Annotated in this window: 16 protein-coding genes and 4 tRNA genes; 16 read left to right on the top strand and 4 right to left on the bottom strand. The window is 57.3% G+C overall.

The features are described from left to right. Window positions 1–94: 94 nt before the first annotated feature. From N1037_15630 to N1037_15595, 8 genes are all read left to right on the top strand, one after another. Window positions 95–1,333, top strand: a complete 1,239-nt coding sequence (locus tag N1037_15630) for an aspartate kinase (protein UWS78687.1) — start codon at window positions 95–97, stop codon at window positions 1,331–1,333. A gap of 48 nt (window positions 1,334–1,381) precedes the next feature. After that, on the top strand, window positions 1,382–3,622 hold the full coding sequence (ptsP, locus tag N1037_15625) for a phosphoenolpyruvate--protein phosphotransferase (GenBank protein ID UWS78686.1): 2,241 nt from the start codon (window positions 1,382–1,384) through the stop codon (window positions 3,620–3,622). 630 nt (window positions 3,623–4,252) lie between these two features. Continuing rightward, complete coding sequence (locus tag N1037_15620) at window positions 4,253–6,547, top strand: bifunctional salicylyl-CoA 5-hydroxylase/oxidoreductase (protein UWS78685.1); 2,295 nt, start codon at window positions 4,253–4,255, stop codon at window positions 6,545–6,547. Then, window positions 6,544–7,299 (top strand): SDR family oxidoreductase, encoded by a 756-nt coding sequence (locus tag N1037_15615; GenBank protein ID UWS78684.1) that lies wholly within the window; start codon window positions 6,544–6,546, stop codon window positions 7,297–7,299. The genes N1037_15620 and N1037_15615 overlap by 4 nt, the downstream gene beginning before the upstream one ends. Beyond that, window positions 7,296–7,757 (top strand): MarR family transcriptional regulator, encoded by a 462-nt coding sequence (locus tag N1037_15610; GenBank protein ID UWS78683.1) that lies wholly within the window; start codon window positions 7,296–7,298, stop codon window positions 7,755–7,757. The genes N1037_15615 and N1037_15610 overlap by 4 nt, the downstream gene beginning before the upstream one ends. After that, a complete protein-coding gene (locus N1037_15605) occupies window positions 7,754–8,557 on the top strand; it encodes an enoyl-CoA hydratase family protein (protein ID UWS78682.1) in 804 nt (267 codons plus the stop codon). The genes N1037_15610 and N1037_15605 overlap by 4 nt, the downstream gene beginning before the upstream one ends. Window positions 8,558–8,639: 82 nt before the next feature. Further along, window positions 8,640–9,800, top strand: coding sequence for an acyl-CoA dehydrogenase family protein (locus N1037_15600; protein ID UWS78681.1), 1,161 nt, complete (start codon window positions 8,640–8,642; stop codon window positions 9,798–9,800). 1 nt (window position 9,801) lies between these two features. Further along, on the top strand, window positions 9,802–11,421 hold the full coding sequence (locus tag N1037_15595) for an AMP-binding protein (GenBank protein ID UWS78680.1): 1,620 nt from the start codon (window positions 9,802–9,804) through the stop codon (window positions 11,419–11,421). A 66-nt stretch (window positions 11,422–11,487) separates the two neighbouring features. Here the strand turns inward: N1037_15595 and N1037_15590 are convergent, their stop codons facing one another. Further along, window positions 11,488–12,072 (bottom strand): NAD(P)H-dependent oxidoreductase, encoded by a 585-nt coding sequence (locus tag N1037_15590; GenBank protein UWS78679.1) that lies wholly within the window; start codon window positions 12,070–12,072, stop codon window positions 11,488–11,490. Window positions 12,073–12,233: 161 nt separating this feature from the next. On the opposite strand from N1037_15590, the gene N1037_15585 reads away from it, so the two are divergent. After that, complete coding sequence (locus tag N1037_15585) at window positions 12,234–12,815, top strand: TetR/AcrR family transcriptional regulator (GenBank protein ID UWS78678.1); 582 nt, start codon at window positions 12,234–12,236, stop codon at window positions 12,813–12,815. Window positions 12,816–12,849: 34 nt separating this feature from the next. Here the strand turns inward: N1037_15585 and N1037_15580 are convergent, their stop codons facing one another. Then, complete coding sequence (locus tag N1037_15580; protein UWS78677.1) at window positions 12,850–13,467, bottom strand: glutathione S-transferase; 618 nt, start codon at window positions 13,465–13,467, stop codon at window positions 12,850–12,852. A 193-nt stretch (window positions 13,468–13,660) separates the two neighbouring features. Between N1037_15580 and N1037_15575 the strand changes: the two genes are divergently transcribed. The 5 genes from N1037_15575 (at window position 13,661) to N1037_15555 (ending at window position 15,207) form a co-directional block, all read left to right on the top strand. Then, window positions 13,661–14,233, top strand: coding sequence for a histidine phosphatase family protein (locus N1037_15575; GenBank protein ID UWS78676.1), 573 nt, complete (start codon window positions 13,661–13,663; stop codon window positions 14,231–14,233). A 73-nt stretch (window positions 14,234–14,306) separates the two neighbouring features. After that, window positions 14,307–14,382 (top strand) — tRNA-Val (locus N1037_15570). A gap of 455 nt (window positions 14,383–14,837) precedes the next feature. Continuing rightward, a tRNA-Asp gene (locus N1037_15565) sits at window positions 14,838–14,914 on the top strand. A 93-nt stretch (window positions 14,915–15,007) separates the two neighbouring features. Further along, window positions 15,008–15,084 (top strand) — tRNA-Asp (locus tag N1037_15560). A gap of 46 nt (window positions 15,085–15,130) precedes the next feature. Then, window positions 15,131–15,207, top strand: a tRNA-Asp gene (locus N1037_15555). Window positions 15,208–15,379: 172 nt separating this feature from the next. On the opposite strand, the gene N1037_15550 is transcribed toward N1037_15555, so the two are convergent. Continuing rightward, on the bottom strand, window positions 15,380–15,601 hold the full coding sequence (locus N1037_15550; protein ID UWS78675.1) for a hypothetical protein: 222 nt from the start codon (window positions 15,599–15,601) through the stop codon (window positions 15,380–15,382). Between the two features lie 208 nt (window positions 15,602–15,809). Further along, window positions 15,810–17,198, bottom strand: a complete 1,389-nt coding sequence (locus N1037_15545) for a M20/M25/M40 family metallo-hydrolase (GenBank protein ID UWS78674.1) — start codon at window positions 17,196–17,198, stop codon at window positions 15,810–15,812. A gap of 515 nt (window positions 17,199–17,713) precedes the next feature. Here N1037_15545 and hemA point away from each other — a divergent pair. Together hemA and N1037_15535 are read left to right on the top strand one after the other, a co-directional pair. Next, window positions 17,714–18,949: a 5-aminolevulinate synthase gene (gene hemA / locus N1037_15540; protein UWS78673.1), complete on the top strand. Its 1,236-nt coding sequence runs from the start codon at window positions 17,714–17,716 to the stop codon at window positions 18,947–18,949. Between the two features lie 130 nt (window positions 18,950–19,079). Beyond that, window positions 19,080–20,294: a DUF4115 domain-containing protein gene (locus N1037_15535; GenBank protein ID UWS78672.1), complete on the top strand. Its 1,215-nt coding sequence runs from the start codon at window positions 19,080–19,082 to the stop codon at window positions 20,292–20,294. Window positions 20,295–20,451 lie beyond the last annotated feature (157 nt).

Here is a 20,451-nt window from a genome sequence, read left to right as displayed (position 1 = left end):
GCTTGTATCGCTACAATACGCAGCCTTGCCCTTGAAACCCTGACCCCCTATGAGGCTGTGATCGGAAACTGCGAGCGCACGGAGACTTTTACCCATGCCCGTTCTAGTAATGAAATTTGGCGGCACTTCGGTCGCCAACCTCGACCGGATCCGGCGCGCAGCCAAGCGCGTTGGTGTCGAAGTAGCCAAGGGCTATGATGTTATCGTCATTGTCTCTGCCATGTCCGGTAAAACCAATGAAATGGTCGGCTGGGTCAAGGAGACCTCGCCGATGTTTGATGCCCGTGAATATGATGCGGTGGTGTCTTCTGGTGAAAATGTCACCGCCGGGCTGATGGCGCTGACGCTGCAGGAAATGGATGTGCCGGCGCGCAGTTGGCAGGGCTGGCAGGTGCCGTTGAAAACAAACAGCGCCCATAGCCAGGCCCGGATCGAAGAGATCCCGCCGGAAAACATCAATGCCAAGTTTGGTGAAGGCATGCGGGTGGCCGTGGTTGCCGGGTTCCAGGGCATTAGCCCCGAGGGCCGCATCACCACCCTGGGGCGCGGCGGATCTGATACCACCGCTGTAGCTTTTGCTGCCGCTTTTGACGCCGAACGCTGTGATATCTACACAGATGTGGACGGGGTCTACACCACCGATCCGCGCATCTGTGGCAAGGCGCGTAAGCTCGACAGGATCGCCTTTGAAGAAATGCTGGAACTGGCCTCACTGGGGGCCAAGGTGCTGCAGACCCGCTCGGTTGAGCTGGCCATGCGGTATAAGGTGAAACTGCGCGTTCTCTCTAGTTTTGAAGAACAATCCGACGAGGCCGGCACACTGGTCTGCGATGAGGAGGAAATCATGGAATCCAATATTGTGGCCGGTGTGGCCTATTCCCGCGACGAAGCCAAGATGACCCTGATGTCGGTTGCTGACCGCCCAGGCATTGCTGCGATCATTTTTAACGCCCTGTCTGAAGCCGGGGTGAATGTCGACATGATCGTGCAGAATATTTCAGAAGACGGTCGCACGGATATGACCTTCTCCTGTCCTACCGATCAGGTGGCCCGTGCCGAAAAGGCCCTGTTGGGTATCAAGGGAGAAGGCGGGTTGAACTACGCCGACCTGGTTGCCGATACCGAGGTCGCCAAGGTGTCGGTTGTGGGCATTGGCATGCGCTCGCAATCAGGTGTGGCCGCCAAAATGTTCAAGGTACTCTCGGATGAGGGGATCAATATTAGGGTCATTACAACCTCAGAGATTAAGATTTCCGTGCTCGTTGATCGAAAATACATGGAACTTGCCGTGCAAGCACTGCATGATGCTTTTGAACTGGACAAGGCAGCCTGATACCTTTGGATTGCCTGCCACAAAAAAAAGAATATGTGAACAGGACCCATGGTCGAATCTACTGAATCTGAAAGCCGCAAGCTGCTTGGCCGCTTGCGTGAGGCCATGGCTGGGGAAGACCCTGGCCAGGCCCGTTTGGACAAGATTACCCATCTGATAGGGGACAGCATCGGGACCGAGGTTTGTTCGGTCTATCTGTTTCGCGATGATGAGACGCTGGAGCTTTGCGCAAGTGAAGGTTTGAACATCGAATCTGTTCACCAAACCCGGATGCGCATTGGCGAAGGTCTGGTGGGGCGGGTTGCCAAGTTTGGCAAGGTGATCAACACGCCTGATGCCCCCAACTCCAAGGGGTTTCGCTATATGCCGGAAACCGGCGAAGAGCGGTTTTCCTCCTTCTTAGGCGTACCAATTCAACGGCTTGGTGAAATGCTGGGCGTTTTGGTTGTGCAGTCCAAAGAGGCGCGCGAGTTCTCTGCCGATGCGGTCTATGCCTTAGAAGTGGTCGCTATGGTCATCGCTGAGATGACCGAACTTGGCGCCTTTGTTGGCGAAGAGTCCGGCCTGTCACCGCTGCACCAGCAGCCGGTTTTGTTGCCTGGAACGGCGGCGCAGGAAGGCGCGGCAGAGGGCCATGTCTGGCTGCATGAGCCGCGCGTGCTGGTAACCAACCCAATTGCCGATGACCCGGAAACAGAGCTGGAGCGTCTCAATGAGGCGGTTGAGCAGCTGCGCGTTGGTGTCGACAAGATGCTTGAGATCTCGCAAAACGGCGATAAAGAGCAGCTGCAAGTGCTTGAGGCCTACCGCATGTTTGCCAATTCCAAGGGCTGGATGCGGCGCATGGAAGAGGACATCTCCCGCGGGCTGAGTGCCGAGGCTGCGGTGGAGAAGGAGCAGTCGCAGGCGCGTGCACGGTTGTCGCAGGTGCAGGATGCGTACCTGCGCGAGCGGCTCAGTGATCTGGATGACCTGTCCAATCGCCTGCTGCGTATTCTGACCGGGCAGGGGGCCGAAACCGGTGCCGAGCTGCCGGATGATCCCATCTTGGTTGCGCGCAACATTGGCCCGGCGGAACTGCTGGAATATGGCCGCAATCTCAAAGGTATCGTGCTCGAAGAGGGCTCGGTGGGCTCGCATGCGGCCATCGTTGCCCGCGCCTTGGCGATTCCGCTGGTGGTGAATGCCAAACGCATCACCAATGAGGCCCTGAACGGCGACCACATCATGGTCGATGGCGAACAGGGCGTGGTGCATTTACGCCCTGATGACAGCGTCGTGAGCGCCTTTCGTGACAAGATTGCCATGCTGGCCCAGGCGCAGGAGCGCTATGTTTCGATCCGTGACAAGGCGGCCGTGACGCTGGATGGGCATAAAATTGACCTGGTGATGAATGCGGGTCTTATGGCCGATCTCCCCTCTCTGGAAAGCTCCGGTGCTGAGGGCGTTGGCCTGTTCCGTACCGAGCTGCAGTTCCTGGTGCGCAACCAGATGCCGCGCCGATCAGAATTGGTCGCGCTCTATAAACGGGTGCTGGATGCGGCGCAGGGCAAGCGCGTTGTCTTTCGAACTTTGGATATCGGCTCGGATAAAGTCCTGCCCTATATGAAGCCAAATGACGAACCTAACCCGGCTTTGGGCTGGCGTGCCATTCGGGTTGGATTGGACAAGCCCGGCATTATGCGGATGCAATTACAGGCGCTGATGCGAGCCGCCGAAGGACGTCCGCTGACAGTGATGTTTCCCTTTGTGGCACAGGCAGAGGAGTTTCGTGCAGCCCGAAATGAGGTGACCAAAACCCTTGAGCGGGAACGTATCCTGGGACATGTGCTGCCTGAAAGTCTGGAGATTGGGGCCATGCTCGAAACTCCCTCGCTGGCTTTCGCGCCGCAAAAGTTCTTTGATGAGGTTGGCTTTATCTCTATCGGCGGCAACGATCTGAAGCAGTTTTTCTTTGCCGCAGACCGTGAAAATGAGCGCGTTCGCAAGCGGTATGACAGTCTGAATGTGAGCTTTCTCACCTTCATTGAACAGATTGTGGAGCGTTGCTCTGTCTCAAAGACCCCGCTGAGTTTTTGTGGCGAGGACGCCGGGCGCCCCATTGAAGCCGTCTGTCTTGCGGCGATGGGGATGCGAACGCTTTCGATGCGGCCTGCTTCAATTGGGCCTGTTAAGTCTTTGTTAATGCGTGTGAACCTTCAGGACTTGCGGCAGGTTATTTTTGAGTCTCGCCACCGTGGAGATCAGTCCGTACGCGGGGCTGTGATGCGTTACCTGCGTGAGACATGACGCCCTGATCTCTTCACATTAGAGCGCCATCCGTTTTTTAGCACCGCTTGTCTGGGTCGATCATATCGCTGCTTTTCCACAGCATTTAAGGGAAGCAGAGAGGGTGGCGCTTGGTCTGATGAGTTTCCGTCGACCTCTGGTTTGTTGGATTTTCTAAAATTTCCAGTTTCACATAGTCGTCAAAAATGAATAAAAATTCGACAGATCATCCATAGAATTTACATTTATCAACTTTTGATCTCTATCGGCGAGGCTTTAGTGCCCTGTGGCAATGACTGCAGGCCTGATATTGGGAATTTGGCGTCCCGGAGGCGTGGCTGATACGGGTTTTAGGGCGGACCAACTGTTAAGAATAACCTGCGTTGGGCGCTTTACATCCCTGGATGTTCACAGGGTTATCCACATCATAAATAGATCTTAACTATTTGTTAATATGCTGAGTTTTGGTTTCCCCCACACACATTCAAATTACCGAGATGTTGTTTGGTTTGATCGCTGAGGTGTCTGCATATTTTGGCAGCAGATCGTAAAAAGTGTCTGAATAAAACTTCAAGTATAAAACTTTAAGCTTGAAAGTTTTTTGAGCTGGCCTATCCTGATCTCATATTCTGGTTTCAGGGAAGAACGGTCATGAAAATTGCTTGTTTGGGAGGGGGGCCTGCGGGGCTCTATTTTGCAATCTCGCTAAAGCTGCGGCAACCTGAGGCCCAGGTTACTGTTTTTGAGCAAAACAAGGCGGACGATACCTTTGGTTGGGGAGTGGTTCTGTCTGATGACGCCCTGGATAACCTAAGCCGCAATGACCCCCAAACCGCGCAGGCGATCAAAGATAGTTTCGCCTATTGGGATGATATCGCAGTGGTGCAGGAGGGCGTGAGGACTGTCTCCCAAGGGCATGGTTTTGCGGGAATTGGCCGCAAAAAGATGCTTTTGATCCTGCAGGAGCGAGCACGGGAGCTTGGCGTCGACCTGCGCTTCGAAGCCCGGGCCAAACCTGCATCTGCCTATCAGCAAGACTATGATGTGGTGGTTGGCTGCGATGGTCTGAACTCGGCAGTGCGCAGTGAATTTGCCGATCACTTCAAACCCAATATTGATGTGCGCCCTTGCAAGTTTATCTGGCTGGGCACCCATCAGAAGTTTGATGATGCTTTTACCTTTGTATTTGAAAAAACCAAACATGGCTGGGTTTGGATCCACGCCTATCAGTTCGACGATGAGACCGCGACGGTGATTGTCGAGTGCTCTGGCGAGACCTGGGAGCGCTGGGGATTTGAAGACATGTCCAAGGAGGAGATCATTCGCACCTGCGAAGAGATCTTTGCAGATCACCTTGGCGGTCACGCCCTGATGTCCAACGCTGATCACCTGCGGGGCTCGGCGGTGTGGATCAACTTTCCCAGGGTGCTCTGTGATAAATGGCACCATGAAAACGTGGTGCTTTTGGGGGATGCCTCGGCGACTGCGCATTTTTCAATCGGTTCCGGCTCACGGCTGGCCTTTGACAGTGCCATTGCCCTGGCAGAGCTGATCACCAGCGAAGACAGTCTGGAACGCGCTTTTGAACGTTATCAGGAAGAGCGGCGTCTGGATGTGCTGCGGCTGCAATCAGCAGCGCGCAACTCATTAGAATGGTTTGAGGATGTCGAACGCTATCTGGGCATGGACCCGGTACAGTTCAACTATTCTTTGCTCACCCGTAGTCAGCGAATTTCCCATGAAAATCTGCGCCTGCGGGATCCCAAGTGGCTCAGCTCGGCAGAGAAATGGTTCCAGGAAAATGCGGGCGCGCCAAGCGATGCGCCTGTGCGGGCACCAATGTTTGCGCCCTATCAATTGCGGGATATGCGGTTGCAAAACCGTATCGTGGTGTCGCCGATGGCACAGTATAAGGCAGTGGACGGCTGCCCAACTGACTGGCATCTGATCCACTATGGGGAACGGGCCAAAGGCGGTGCAGGGCTGGTTTATACCGAAATGACCTGCGTCAGTCCCCAGGGACGGATCACGCCGGGCTGTCCCGGGCTATATGCACCAGAGCATGAGGCGGCCTGGACGCGGCTGGTGGATTTTGTCCACCAGGAAACCGATGCAAAGATCTGTTGCCAAATCGGCCATTCGGGGCGCAAGGGGTCAACCCAGGTTGGTTGGGAAACCATGGATGCACCGCTGACGGATGGGAACTGGGATTTGGTCTCGGCCTCGCCCTTACCCTGGTCGCCGGATAACGCCACCCCGCGTGAGATCAGTCTGGCGGAAATGGACCAGGTCAAGGCGGAGTTTGTGGCCGCAGCGCAAATGGCGGCGCGCTGTGGGTTTGATATGATCGAACTGCATGCGGCTCACGGCTATCTGATTTCTTCGTTCATTTCGCCAAAATCGAACATTCGGACGGATTCTTACGGTGGGTCTCTGGACAACCGGATGCGTTATCCGCTTGAAGTCTTTAAGGCCATGCGGGCGGTCTGGCCAGCGGATAAGCCAATGTCGGTGCGGATCTCTGCAACCGATTGGTTGGGGCAGGACGGGGTGACGCCCGACGAGGCAGTGGAAATCGCCCGTGCCTTTGCAGAGGCGGGTGTTGATATCATTGATGTGTCCGCAGGGCAGACGTCGATTGATGCCCAGCCGGTTTATGGCCGCATGTTCCAGACGCCCTTTTCTGACCGCATTCGCAACGAGGCAGGCCTCGCGACCATGGCGGTGGGCAACATCTACGAGGCGGATCACGCCAATTCGATCCTGATGGCCGGACGCGCCGATCTGGTTTGCGTTGGCCGCCCGCATCTGGCGGACCCGTATTGGACGCTCCATGAGGCCAGCAAGATCGGTGACCGTTCTGGCCGTTGGCCCTTGCCCTATGAGGCGGGGCGCGATCAGGCCTGGCGGCTTGCGGATCGCGAAGCTGAGGTGATCCGGGCATGAGCGTTCACGGCAAACATGTTGTCATCACTGGCGGAGGGTCTGGTGTCGGTGCCGAGCTTGCCCGGCAGTTTGCGGCGCAGGGGGCCAAGGTGACCATTCTTGGCCGTCGTTTGGAGGCGCTGCAGCAGGTTGCAACAGAAACAGGTGCTTTGCCGCTGGCGTGTGATGTGACCCTGCGGGAGAGCCTTGATCAGGCGATAGCGCAGGCCAGCGTTGAAAACGGTGCGGTGGCGATTGCTCTGGCCAATGCAGGGGCAGCGCCCTCCAAGGCATTTGAGCAGATGGCGGTGGAGGACTTCACCGATGCTTTGGGGGTCAATTTGCTGGGGGTTTTCAATCTTTGGCAGGCTTGCCTGCCGGGGATGAAGGCGGCAGGCTGGGGGCGTTTGATTGCTGTGGCCTCCACTGCCGGGCTCAAGGGATATCCCTATGTGTCGGGCTATTGCGCGGCAAAACACGGTGTGCTTGGCCTGACCCGGTCGCTGGCCCTTGAGCTGGCAAAAACCGGGGTGACGGTGAATGCCCTGTGCCCGGGGTTTATCGAGACGCCGTTGTTGGAAACTTCGCTGGACCTTATTGTGGCAAAGACCGGCATGTCGCGAGAGCAGGCGGCTAAATCGCTGCGTCGCGGCAACCCACAGGATCGCTTTATCCAACCAGGAGAGGTGGCAGCGGCCGCGCTTTGGCTGGCAGGCGACGGGGCAGGGTCGGTGAATGGCACAGCATTGCCCATTTCTGGAGGTGAAATTTGAGCGAGACGGATATTTCAAAGGATCGGTTGCGGCTGTGGCTGCGGCTGCTCAAGGCGACACGCAGCGTGGAGAGCGCTTTGCGCGAGAACCTGCGGCAGGAGTTTACCACAACGCTGCCGCGCTTTGATGTGATGGCGGCGCTGTCCCAGCACCAGCAGGGGCTCAAGATGAGCGAGCTGTCCAGCGTGCTGAAGGTCTCCAATGGCAATGTCACGGGCATCGTGGAACGCCTGGTCGAGGATGGCCATGTGCTGCGCGAAAAAGTTCCCGGAGATCGCCGGGCCAGCCGGGTGCGGTTGACCTCAGCCGGTGACGCGGAGTTTGCCCGTCAGGCCAGTGCCCATGAGAGCTGGATTGATCAGATTTTTACCGGTGTCGCTCCTGAGGCGGCCCAGACTATGGCCGAGGCGCTGGATGCAGTGGCCCGGCGCTTGGACAACAAGGATACTGCGCCATGACCCAGGTCGATACCAAACATTTTCTCTGCAAGATCGAAGACGGTATTGCCACCGTTTCTTTGGACCGGCCGGAGCGCAAAAACCCGCTGACCTTTGACAGCTATGCAGAGCTGCGCGACTGGTTTCGCGATCTGCACTATAATGATGAGGTCAAGGCGGTGGTTTTTGCCTCTAATGGCGGCAATTTCAGCTCCGGTGGCGATGTACATGATATCATCGGCCCGTTGACCAAGATGAGCATGAAAGAGCTGCTCGCCTTTACCCGGATGACCGGAGATCTGGTCAAGGCGATCGTCAATTGCGGCAAGCCAGTTATTGCAGCGATTGACGGCATCTGTGTGGGCGCAGGGGCGATTATTGCCATGGCCTCGGACCTGCGGATTGCCACGCCGGAGGCCAAGACGGCCTTTTTGTTTACCCGCGTTGGACTGGCGGGCTGTGACATGGGCGCCTGTGCAATTCTGCCCCGGATCATCGGCCAGGGACGCGCCGCAGAGCTGCTTTATACGGGCCGCTCGATGAGCGCAGAAGAGGGAGCAGCCTGGGGGTTTCATAACAAGCTGGTTGCCGCCGCTGATCTGGACGCAGAGGCGCATGCACTGGCGGCGCGCATCGCGGGAGGGCCGAATTTTGGCAACATGATGACCAAGACAATGCTGGCGCAAGAATGGTCCATGTCAATTGAGCAGGCGATCGAGGCCGAGGCGCAGGCCCAGGCGATCTGCATGCAGACCGCAGATTTTGAGCGCGCCTATCATGCCTTTGTAAACAAGGAAAAACCGGTTTTTGAAGGCGATTAATCCGCAAGCCGCAGCACGTGGTGCGGCGGTTGGATGCCTCCGGCGGAGGTATTTTAGGTAAGATGAAGAGAAGGGGTGACAGATGGCAGACCGGACGTTTTTGAGCTGGCCGTTCTTTGAGGATCGGCACCGGGAGCTGGCGCATGAGTTGGACCTTTGGGCTGGACAGAATCTGGGTGACATTGATCACGCGGATGTGGACACGGCCTGTCGCAACCTGGTTGCTGCCTTAGGGGAGGCCGGATGGGCGCAGCACAGTGGTGCGATGGCGGGGGAGAGCTTGGATGTGCGCAGCCTCTGCCTGATCCGGGAAACCCTGGCGCGCCATGACGGGTTGGCTGATTTTGCCTTTGCGATGCAGGGGCTTGGCACTGGGGCGATTTCGCTGTTTGGCTCTGAGGCCCAGCAGGCGGAATGGTTGCCGTTGACCCGCAGCGGTCAGGCGATTTCCGCCTTTGCCTTGACCGAGCCGCAGTCGGGATCGGATGTGGCCAATTCCACCATGACCGCGACACTGGATGGCGACGACTATCTGCTGAACGGGGAAAAGACCTGGATCTCCAATGGCGGCATTGCCGATGTTTACACGGTGTTTGCCCGCAGTGGTGAGGCGCCGGGGGCCAAGGGGCTTTCTGCCTTTATCGTGCCTGCAGGTCTGCCGGGCTTTGAGGTGGTGGAGCGACAGCAGGTGATTGCGCCGCACCCCCTGGCCACCCTGCGGTTTACCAACTGTCGCATCCCCAAGTCGGCCCTGTTGGGCCAGGCGGGGGGTGGTTTCAAAATTGCCATGTCGGTGTTGGATGTGTTCCGTTCGACGGTAGCGGCGGCGGCGCTTGGCTTTGCTCGGCGGGCGTTGGATGAGGCGCTGGAGCGGGTTTCAACCCGGCAGGTGCAAGGGGCGCCGCTGTTTGATTTGCAGATGGTGCAGGGACATATCGCCGATATGGCGCTGGACGTGGATGCAGCGGCGTTGCTGGTGTACCGCGCTGCCTGGGCCAAGGACAGCGGCGCGGCGCGTGTCACCCGCGAGGCCGCCATGGCCAAGCTGTTTTCCACGGATCAGGCGCAACAGGTCATCGACAAGGCGGTGCAGTTGCACGGTGGCGATGGTGTGCGCCATGGTCAGAAAGTCGAGGAGCTGTACCGCGATATCCGGGCTTTGCGCATCTATGAGGGGGCCTCGGATGTGCAACGGGTGGTGATTGCCCGGCAGACCCTTGGTGCCTATCAAGGAGGGGCGTAAAATGTTGGGAGTTTCGGCACATAGCGATACATTCACCCGCGATAACCTACCGCCAGAGGAGCAATGGCCGGAGTTCATGCTGGCGGGATTTGACTATCCTGAGCGGCTGAATGTCGGGGTTGAGCTGACAGATGCCATGGTGGCCAAAGGATTTGGCGATCACATTGCGCTGATCGGCAATGGCAGACGGCGCACCTATAAGGAGCTGGCGGATTGGACCAATCGGCTGGCCCATGTGCTGAGCGAGGATCTGGGCGTAAAGCCGGGAAATCGTGTGTTGATCCGCTCTGCCAACAACCCTGCCATGGTCGCCTGTTGGCTGGCTGCCACCAAGGCTGGGGCGGTGGTGGTCAATACCATGCCGATGCTGCGCGCCGGAGAGCTGGGGCAGATCGTCGACAAGGCTGAAATCACTCATGCGCTTTGTGATACCCGGCTAATGGATGAGCTGGTGACCTGTGCCAAAACCTCGGAGCATCTGAAATCGGTTGTTGGCTTTGATGGCACCTCTAACCATGACGCCGAGCTGGACCGTTTGGCGCTGGAAAAGCCGGTGAGCTATGAGGCGGTGCAGACCGGGCGCGATGATGTGGCGCTTTTGGGCTTTACCTCGGGAACCACCGGCTCTCCCAAGGCGACGATGCATTTTCACCGGGATCTGTTGATCATTGCCGATGGCTATGCCCGCGAAGTGTTGGATGTGCAGCCAGATGATGTCTTTGTGGGTTCGCCACCTTTGGCCTTTACCTTTGGGCTGGGGGGCTTGGCGATTTTTCCGCTGCGGTTTGGCGCCGCTGCAACCTTGTTGGAGAATGCGTCCCCCCCCAATCTGATCGAGATCATCGAGAAATACCGCGCAACGGTTTGTTTTACCGCGCCGACGGCCTACCGGGTGATGTTGCAGGCGATGGAGGAGGGGGCGGATCTGTCTTCGCTGCGGGCGGCGGTTTCCGCAGGCGAGACCCTGCCTTCGCCGGTCTATGAGGCCTGGATCGCCCAGACCGGCAAGCCGATGCTGGACGGGATCGGTGCCACCGAGATGCTGCATATCTTTATCACCAACCGGTTTTCCGACCACCGCCCCGCCTGTACAGGCAAGCCTGTAAACGGCTATCAGGTGCGCATCCTCAACAGCGACGGCACTGAGGCCCCGCACGGAGAGATTGGACGGCTGGCTGTCAAAGGCCCGACCGGCTGTCGCTATCTGGCGGATGATCGCCAGGCCGCCTATGTGCAGGATGGCTGGAATGTGACGGGGGACAGTTTCAGGATGGATGAGGCGGGCTATCTGCATTTTGCCGCCCGCAATGATGATATGATCGTCTCGGCTGGCTACAATATTGCGGGCCCGGAGGTGGAGGCCGCGCTGCTGTCCCATGAGGCGGTGGCGGAATGCGCGGTGATTGCGGCGCCAAACGAGGCGCGCGGCTCTATCGTCGAGGCCCATGTGGTCCTCTCCGCAGGGCATATGCCATCAGAAGCCCTGGTGAAGCTGTTGCAGGATCACGTGAAGGGCAGTATCGCGCCGTTCAAATATCCCCGCTCGGTGGTTTTTGCCAAGGAGTTACCAAAGACCGAAACTGGCAAGATCCAGCGTTTTCGCTTGAAGGCCGCGCAGTAGGCAGAGGGGGCCGGAGGATCGCTACGCCGTGATGTGGCAAGATCCGGCCCCAATCCGTTGTCCACCTTACGTGGCCTTTGCGGCCAGTTTTCCGATCTGCGTAAGCCAGCGTTTTACAGTTGTGGGCTTTGGGTGGGATGCAGCTGCAAAAAAACTGCTTTTGACCGGTTTTAGACCGATAAACCCAAGAATTTGGCGCTCGGTTTGGCGCAGCATGGCGTTGCTGTAAAGCAGCCACATGAGAAACTTGGGGGTGTCTGCCGTGACAATGACGCGACCACTGCGTCCCTTTAGCATCGGGGCCGGCATGCCCATCTTGGTGTTGCGGGTGTCAAAGGCCTTGCCCGGCAATAAGGCGCGATCAAACAAGCCTTTCAGTTTTCCCGGCAATCCTCCCCACCACATAGGGGTGGTCATCACAAAGTGCTCGCACCATTCCAGGTTGTTGAAAAAGCTATTTAAATCCGGCTCAAGTGGTTTGACCTCAGTATAGCCCGCATAGCCATGGTCGATATCAAAATCCAGATCATGCAGGTGCAGGATGCGTACTTCATGGCCATGTGCCTCTGCGGTGCGTGCATAGGAAAGGCTCATCGCTTTGTTGAGAGACGTCTCGGCGGGGTGGCCGTTCAAGATAAAGATTCGGGTCATTCGGGGCTCCAAACTGGCTAATAATTGACTACGGTCATTTATTGGTGTAAAAACTGACTGCGGTCAATTAAAAAATGACTGCGGTCAATTTTTTGTAAGGTTTGGGTTTGAAATTTGACCATTCCAACCGAACGTGGCAGCAGGAGAGCATGGTGAGACAGATGCAAAAGAGAACTCTGGAGACGCGGGCCCGGCTTGTCGCTGTTGCAACGGCTTTGGTGGCGGAAAACGGCTATGGTGCCCTGCGCACAGAAGAGGTTGTTCAAGGCGCAGGTGTTGCCAAGGGCACGTTCTTTGCGCATTTCAAAGATAAGGACGCGTTGATGGACCTGTTGATCGGGACTGGCATCGATCAGCATCTGGATCAGCTGGCCAAGGCGCCTGCGCCCAGAACCGTTGAGGAGCTGGTTGCGTTGCAGCAACCGTTGCTGCGCTACATGACGCAGGAGCGCTATGTTTTTGATGTGATTTTGCGATTGTCCGGCGCCGCCGCCGTGGCAGAGATTGGCACAATCGCCACCACCTTTGGCCGATACCTTGAGCTCACAACCCGTTGGTTCGAAGAAGGGCAGTTCCGCCAGGATATTTCCGCCGAATTACAGGCTGAGGGCATGCAGGGCTTTGTTACGCAGGCGATGGCGTTGTATTTCTGTGCCCTGCATGAGGATCAAAGCATGGAGGCCAGGCTGGTGGTCTATCTGCGGGCTTGGCTGTGCCCGCGCGGGGGCCAGACCGCGGTCTGACCCTTCCCAGCCCCCGTTGCCGCTTGGTCGGTGCCTAGGGAAACAGCGTCGCCGCGTCGCCGTCTTGCCATTTGGGGTACTTATGCATGATCGCCTCAAACCTGCTGCTGCTGATAAAGCGGTCCAGCCAGGCCTGAAGGTGGGGCCAGGGCTGTTGATCGAACCAGGGCTTGTCGATGAATGCGAACTGTCGCACGAAGGGCAAAATGGCGTAATCCGCGAGGGAGGCCTCGGTAAAGATCCAACGGTCAATCGTCTGGTCAAGATCTGAGAGGAACCCGGCGGCTTTTTGGCGCTGTTCGGTTGCGTCCTCATCCGGGTAGCGGCTGGCATATTTGGTTCGGTCTAGGGCCTGTTTGAAGGGGCCATCGGCTTTGGCAATCCAGCCCCAGCCAGTCTCGGGCATTGCCAGCCACTGTTCTGGATCGTTGCGGCGCAGTGCCCAGACCATAATGTCGAGACTTTCATCAATCACCTGCTCAGCGGTCTGCAAACAGGGCACAGTGGCGCTGGGCGAGGCCGCCAGAAAAGCGGCAGGCTTGTCGCGCAGCACAATTTCGCGCAGTTCAACAGGCTGTGCAGCCGAGGCCAGGGCGAGGCGCGCCCGCATGGCGTAGGGGCATCTGCGAAAGGAATAGAGCGTGTGGGTCATGGGCAGCTGCGTTTTCTGTTTCTGGTAAAGAGCAGGTCTTTGATCCTGTCTAAAAGGCCGCAGTTTTCTCGCCTTGTCGAGAGGCAGTTTTCTTGGGGCGGGGGATAGTTCTCCGGGGCTTTCCTTCCAGGCGGTGCAGCGCTAAATATGACGGGGTTTTCACCAAGGTATTAATAACAGGATTTGAGGTCACATGACGTCCTTTCCCAAAATCTGGTTTTTGCGTCACGGGCAAACCGAGTGGAACGCCGAGAAACGTATTCAGGGGCAGCTGGAATCACAGCTGAGCCCCCTGGGGCGGTCCCATGCGCGCCAGCAGGCGGAGCTGATGCGGCCCATATTGGCACAGGAGCCGACCTGCTACGTATCGCCATTGGGGCGGGCGCGGGAAACGGCGGAGATTGCCCTGGGCGGGGCTGAGTGCATCATCGACCCGCGCCTGGCTGAGGCCCATGCCGGCGATCTGCAGGGCATGACCTTGCCAGAGGTGGAGGCGCAGCTCCCTGAAATCTGGGCGGCAAACCCCTCTCATCTGGATCTATTCTGCGCCGCCCCCAATGGCGAAGGCTATGGCAACTTCCATGCCCGCATCCTGTCTTTCATGCAGGTATTGACCGAGCCGTCGGTTGTGGTTGCCCATGGATTGCTGGGCCAGGTGATGCGCGGAATTGTTCTAGGGCTGTCGCGCCAGGAGATGGCAAAACTGTCAAACCAGCAGGGCTGTATCTATGTTCTGGAGGAGGGGCGTGAACAGCTTTTGCAGTAATCTGACTTTTTTGCAAAAAATGCCTTTTCCCCTCTTGCGCCTGCCTCGGTCTTTGTCTAAATCCCCGCTTATCGGGTGATTAGCTCAGTTGGTAGAGCGCTTCGTTTACACCGAAGATGTCGGGAGTTCGAGCCTCTCATCACCCACCATACCCCCCCCCCCAAGAAATGAACAAAATATCCCCACCCTTCGGGGCGGTGTCTTGTGGTAAATAGCGGGGCCGTATGTTGTCGCTCTCCAGGCGGGCAGTGAGTCGCTGTTGCGGCACAAGGTTAACGTCAAACCTTGCATCGTGGGGGGCTTTGGCCCTTCCTTTTGTGTTTCTCCCAGAGGGCTGCACATCCTTGGCCGCTTTGCTGCTGCAGGTAGGCTGTGAAATGCGCGCGACGCTGGCAGGGCAGGGCTGCCACAGGTGGGCGCCGGATTTGGTGGATGCCTTTTCGGCCGGGGCGCCCTATTTGAAATGATGAAAATCAAATAGTTACATTGTTTTTGGCATTTTTTTCGACCAAAGCAGCGAAAATACCAAAACACCGCTTGACGATCCCCGAGCGCTGGGAATATTACAGCCCAACATTCAGCAGCGATGCTGGATGGGCAGCACGCGGTTGTAGCTCAGCTGGTTAGAGTACCGGCCTGTCACGCCGGGGGTCGCGGGTTCGAGCCCCGTCAACCGCGCCACTGCTGCCTGTCTGATTTGGACATATCAAATCCCGCTCCGGATGGGGCCTCCTCGGATGAGGGTGGTGGTTAAGGCCACTATGAAGAAAATGCGCGGTTGTAGCTCAGCTGGTTAGAGTACCGGCCTGTCACGCCGGGGGTCGCGGGTTCGAGCCCCGTCAACCGCGCCACTTCTTCACTTTGCCCCTCTTGGGGTGCCTGAAAAGGTATAGATGCGCGGTTGTAGCTCAGCTGGTTAGAGTACCGGCCTGTCACGCCGGGGGTCGCGGGTTCGAGCCCCGTCAACCGCGCCACTTTTCTCATTCATCACGTGTTGAACTTATGAATGTCTAGATCGGCCGTTCCTGTTGCGTGGGCGCGATCTGGTCTGCCCAAGGATACGCGCCTGCGAAACGGAAAACAGCCCCCGAAGGGGCTGCAGTATGGCGATCTATTGATGTAGGGGTCGGCAAATTCCCGCGCCTCTTAGGGGGTGGGAGGAGTGGGCTCTGCCTCAGTGTCATGGCGCCAGGCGGTTAGATCGGAATTGACCCATTTGGTCAGTCGATCCATATCCAGTTTCTGTTCGCTTTCCAGGTGGCGTAGCAATACGCGCACCCCATGTTGATAGCCCGCGCGGTAGCTTTCTTCTGGATCGCTCTGGATGCCTTCAAAGCCGGCGGGACGTTTGTATTTGCTATGTGGCATTACCTGTTTCTCCATTCGCATCGATCTGTGCTGTTCAGCGCAGTCTCGCAAGAACTGGCTAAACTTGTCTTAAGCAGGTTGATCTGGCGGGAGAGGGAGAGCGTATATCGCGCGTGAATTTGGTTTCTGCGAGGGCAAGCTGACAAATTCGTGTCGGATCACCTGTTTGCAGGGGCCGGTTTGGCCACCAGCCCCTGCGCGTCATTGATTACTTGGTCAAGGCGTCCAGGATGCGGGCCCAGGAACGGGTGCCTTTGTGGAAGCTCTTGAGGTCGTATTTCTCATTTGGGGAATGGATCGCGTCATCTTCATTTGCGTATCCCACCAGCATTGATTCCATACCCAAAATGGATTTGAAAAATCCAGCAATCGGGATGGATCCACCCATGCCGCAGAACACGGCTTCGCGGTTCCATTCGTCACTGAGCGCACCACGCGCGGCTTCAAATTCAGGGCGGGTGATATCCATCACCGAGGCGCGCGAGCCTTCCATGTCATTATCCCAGATGACCTTGCAATCGGGTTTCAGCTGGGCCTCGACGTGATTGCGCAGCTTGGTGCGCAGGGCATCCGGATCCATGTCCCCCACCAGACGGCAGGTGATCTTGCAATGGGCCTCGGAGGGGATCACGGTTTTGGAGCCGGCGCCATTGTAGCCGCCCCAGATGCCGTTGATTTCCAGCGTTGGGCGCGCCCATTGCTGTTCAAGGATGGAATAGTCCTTTTCGCCATGGGCCTGGGTGTAGCCCGCATTGTCGAGGTAGTCTTTGGCCTCAAACCCCGATGCTTCCCATTGGCGCAGCAGTTCGGCGGGAACCTTTTCGACACCTTCATAAAAGCCATCAACTGCAACGGCGCCGGTTTCCTCGTTGTAGAAGGACGCAATGATACGCGACATTTCCCGCAGCGGGTTGAGGCCTGGACCGCCGTAATGGCCGGAATGCAGATCAATCCGCGGGCCGACCAGAGTGAATTCATCCTTCAGCATACCGCGCAGCTGCGACGAAATTGATGGCACCCCGCGGGAAACCATCGAGGTGTCGCAGATCAGCGCTAGGTCCGCTTTCAGCTCTGCCGCGTGCTCTTGCATGAAGGGGATCAGCGAAGGAGAGCCGCTCTCTTCCTCGCCTTCAAAGAAGAAGGTGATGCGGCAGGGCAGGGTGCCATGAATGGCTTTCCAGGCACGGCAAGCTTCGACAAAGGTCATCAGCTGGCCTTTGTCATCCGAAGCGCCGCGGCCCCGGATCACCGTGCCGTTTTCGGTCTCTTCCAGCTGGGGCTCAAAGGGCGCTGTTTTCCACAGGTTCAGCGGGTCAACGGGCTGCACATCATAGTGGCCGTAAAACAGCACATGTGGGGCATCTGTATTGTCCTCACCGATATGGCCCACCACCATGGGGTGGCCGGGGGTGGGGCGTTTTTCGGCTTTGATGCCAATGCTGTTCAGGTCCGAAACCAACCAGTCGGCTGCCTTGTCACATTCTGCCTTATAGGCGGGATCAGTGGAAATGGACTGGATTCGCAAAAGCTCCAGCAGCCGCTGGGTCGCGGCGTCCAGGTCTGTATCAATTCGGTCAAGCACGTCGTTGAGCGACATTCGGGTCTCCGGCAAATAGGGTGTCAAAGTTTCGATTGACCGGACCCTAGCAGCCTCCCAGGCGGGGGGCCAGATCTGCGCGGGGGATAAACGGGAGAGGATTCTGTCAGAAAGGGGGCGGCGCTATTTTCAGCCATCGCAGACCTGATAAAGGGGGCGCGAATCCCCAGGTTTTGCCATGGATTGCGCCAAATTTCAGGGCAGCTTTCCAGCGGAAATGCCCCGGATCATGGGGAGCAGCAGCGGGGATTGGGTTTCCAATAGGCAGCAAGCCTACCATTTGTCGCAGCCCTTGTGGCGCAAATGGCGGTAAAGGGGGCGCGGGGCTTCTTGTCGATCTTTGGTTATAGGTCTATTTGACCTGTATCAAAGTAGTGCAGGGCTGCGGTGCGTATCCGGTTGATATAAGAGTGCGCATTTGTTACTCATTCACGAATGCGAATGGGTCAGCGACCTGCAAACTGCGTGACATATACACAGCCCGCGCTGCTTAACGATCGGCGCCTTAGATAGCTATGGAGAAGCCGGTGGACTATTCCGCGAAACTTGATGCCGCCATTGATCGTCTGCACGAAGAGGGGCGCTACCGCACCTTTATCGACATTGAACGTAAGAATGGCCAGTTTCCCCACGCGGTCTGGACGCGCCCTGACGGCGGCAGCCAGGACATCACGGTTTGGTGCGGCAACGACTATCTCGGAATGGGGCAGAACCCGGTTGTGTTGCAGGCCATGCATGAGGCCATCGATGCCACCGGCGCGGGGTCTGGCGGCACCCGCAATATTTCCGGCACCACGGTTTATCATAAACGTCTGGAGGCCGAACTTGCGGATCTGCACGACAAAGAGGCGGCGCTGCTGTTCACCTCTGCCTATATCGCCAATGATGCGACGCTTTCGACGCTGCCAAAATTGTTTCCGGGCCTGATCATTTATTCTGACGCGTTGAACCATGCCTCGATGATCGAAGGGGTGCGCCGGAATGGCGGCGACAAGCGGGTGTTCCGCCACAATGACGTTGCGCACCTGCGGGAGCTTCTGGAAGCGGACGATCCTGCAGCGCCCAAACTGATCGCCTTTGAATCTGTGTATTCGATGGATGGTGATTTTGGCCCAATTGAAGAGATCTGCGATCTGGCGGATGAATTTGGCGCCCTGACCTATATCGACGAGGTCCATGCCGTGGGTTTGTACGGCCCCCGCGGTGGTGGCGTTGCCGAGCGGGACAATTTGGTCCATCGCATCGACATTATTAACGGAACTCTGGCCAAGGCCTTTGGCGTCATGGGCGGATATATTGCGGCCTCAGCAAAAATGTGCGACGCGATTCGCTCCTATGCGCCCGGCTTTATCTTCACCACATCCTTGTCCCCTGCGGTTGCAGCTGGGGCGGCGGCCTCTGTGGCCTATCTGAAAGAGCACCCAGAACTGCGTGAGAAACACCAGGAACTGGCCAAGGTTCTGAAACTGCGCCTGAAAGGTCTGGGACTGCCAATTATTGATCACGGCAGCCATATCGTTCCGGTGATTGTCGGCGATCCTGTTCACACCAAAAAGCTCAGCGATATGCTGCTCTCCGAGTTCGGCCTTTACGTGCAGCCGATCAATTTTCCCACCGTGCCACGGGGTACTGAACGGCTGCGGTTTACCCCGTCACCCGTCCATGGACCTTCCGAAGTCGACCACCTAGTACAGGCGATGGACAGTCTTTGGTCGCATTGTGCGCTAAATCGTGCCGAATTGGCGGGCTAGAGCACAGATTTGTGTTCAAAACACTTGAGTGTGTTATATTTCCATTAATGAAAAGGTGCGAACGAATCGCGGGGTGATTCGTTTAGCGCCGAAGATGTCGAATGCGGCAGGCTATGATGGGACAGCGGGCATGATTAGGCGCCTCACTTTGCGCAAGTCGAAGGAGCATGAGCAAATCTCAGCTCCGAAGAGTTTTGATGACTATGAGTTGCGCCTCGGTGATATGATGCGTGGCGAACGGGCGACCATGGGGAAATCCCTTCTGGACGTTCAGCGCGAGCTCCGCATCAAGGCGTCCTATATAGCCGCAATTGAAAATTCAGATCCTTCCGTTTTTGATACCCCCGGTTTCATCGCGGGCTATGTGCGGTCTTATGCGCGGTATCTCAATATGGATCCCGAAGTCGCCTTTGATACCTTCTGCCGCGAAAGCGGTTTTGCCGTTGCCCATGGCATGTCTTCCGAGGCCTCTTCGCGCAAGGTGGTTGCCGCTCCGATTACCACGAGTGGTGGGTTGGGAAACGGTGCCTTCACATCGCCAACGACGCCTTTTGCCCCCGCAGCGAGTGGTGTTTTTGCCCAGATTGAACCACGTGCCATTGGTTCGCTGATGGTGCTGGTGGGATTGATCGCCGGGATTGGATACGGCGGTTTGAGCATCCTGAAAGAAGTGCAGCAGGTGCAATTTGCGCCGGTTGAGCAAACGCCACTGGTTTTGGCCGATGTTGACCCGCTTCAGGGCGCGCGGCGCAGTTCCGATGCGTCGTCCGTTTCCGTGGATGAAACAGATATCGCGGCGGCCGCGCTGGACCGTCTGTATCGCCCACAGGCGCTGGATGTGCCGGTTCTGGTAGCGCGCGACGCGCCTATTGCGACGCTGAACCCTGGTAGCCTTGGCAATTTTGCCGTGCCGGAATTGCCCAGCTTCACACTGGCTGAGGCAAGCCTGTCGTCGTCAGAACCAGCTGGACTGGCAGTTCCACAGGTTGTTGAACCGGTATCGCCTGGCGTCGAAATGGTGGCCGTGCGTCCCTCTTGGGTGCAGGTCACTGCTGCGGATGGCTCTGTTATCTTTGAAGCCATCATGAATGCAGGCGACAGTTTCTCGGTTCCGCTGACAGAAGAGGCGCCTAAGCTGCGCACCGGCGAAAGCGGCGCAATCTATTTTGCTGTCAATGGTGATCATTTTGGTCCGGTTGGCAACCGTGGTCAGGTAAGCAAAAATGTCGATCTATCGGTGGATGGCGTCTTGGACCGCTTTGAGGTTGCCGATTTGAGCGACGGGAAAAACAGCGCCCTTGCAACTATGGTTGCGGCCCTGCAAACCCAGCCTGCCTCTGAATAGAGACCATAAAACCTTGCTATATTGGCGGCCACCGCCGATCTGCCCTGAGTTGACATCTTCCCGGCAAAAGAAAACCCGTCTGTTGTGGGTGCGGTAGGCTCCCACCCATTGCAGCGCCAGTGCAGAGCCCTTAGTTAAACCCCAACGAGGGTCAACC

This window comes from Phaeobacter sp. G2 (assembly GCA_025163595.1).
Classification (GTDB): Bacteria; Pseudomonadota; Alphaproteobacteria; order Rhodobacterales; family Rhodobacteraceae; genus Pseudophaeobacter.
This window is presented reverse-complemented; position numbering and strand designations above follow the sequence as displayed.

Bases quoted from the DNA above. Each gene is read 5' to 3' on its own strand.
- N1037_15630 (UWS78687.1), top strand. From the start codon at position 95: ATGCCCGTTCTAGTAATGAAATTTGGCGGCACTTCGGTCGCCAACCTC.
- ptsP (UWS78686.1), top strand. From the start codon at position 1,382: ATGGTCGAATCTACTGAATCTGAAAGCCGCAAGCTGCTTGGCCGCTTG.
- N1037_15620 (UWS78685.1), top strand. From the start codon at position 4,253: ATGAAAATTGCTTGTTTGGGAGGGGGGCCTGCGGGGCTCTATTTTGCA.
- N1037_15615 (UWS78684.1), top strand. From the start codon at position 6,544: ATGAGCGTTCACGGCAAACATGTTGTCATCACTGGCGGAGGGTCTGGT.
- N1037_15605 (UWS78682.1), top strand. From the start codon at position 7,754: ATGACCCAGGTCGATACCAAACATTTTCTCTGCAAGATCGAAGACGGT.
- N1037_15600 (UWS78681.1), top strand. From the start codon at position 8,640: ATGGCAGACCGGACGTTTTTGAGCTGGCCGTTCTTTGAGGATCGGCAC.
- N1037_15595 (UWS78680.1), top strand. From the start codon at position 9,802: ATGTTGGGAGTTTCGGCACATAGCGATACATTCACCCGCGATAACCTA.
- N1037_15590 (UWS78679.1), bottom strand. From the start codon at position 12,072: ATGACCCGAATCTTTATCTTGAACGGCCACCCCGCCGAGACGTCTCTC.
- N1037_15585 (UWS78678.1), top strand. From the start codon at position 12,234: ATGCAAAAGAGAACTCTGGAGACGCGGGCCCGGCTTGTCGCTGTTGCA.
- N1037_15580 (UWS78677.1), bottom strand. From the start codon at position 13,467: ATGACCCACACGCTCTATTCCTTTCGCAGATGCCCCTACGCCATGCGG.
- N1037_15575 (UWS78676.1), top strand. From the start codon at position 13,661: ATGACGTCCTTTCCCAAAATCTGGTTTTTGCGTCACGGGCAAACCGAG.
- N1037_15550 (UWS78675.1), bottom strand. From the start codon at position 15,601: ATGCCACATAGCAAATACAAACGTCCCGCCGGCTTTGAAGGCATCCAG.
- N1037_15545 (UWS78674.1), bottom strand. From the start codon at position 17,198: ATGTCGCTCAACGACGTGCTTGACCGAATTGATACAGACCTGGACGCC.
- hemA (UWS78673.1), top strand. From the start codon at position 17,714: ATGGAGAAGCCGGTGGACTATTCCGCGAAACTTGATGCCGCCATTGAT.
- N1037_15535 (UWS78672.1), top strand. From the start codon at position 19,080: ATGATTAGGCGCCTCACTTTGCGCAAGTCGAAGGAGCATGAGCAAATC.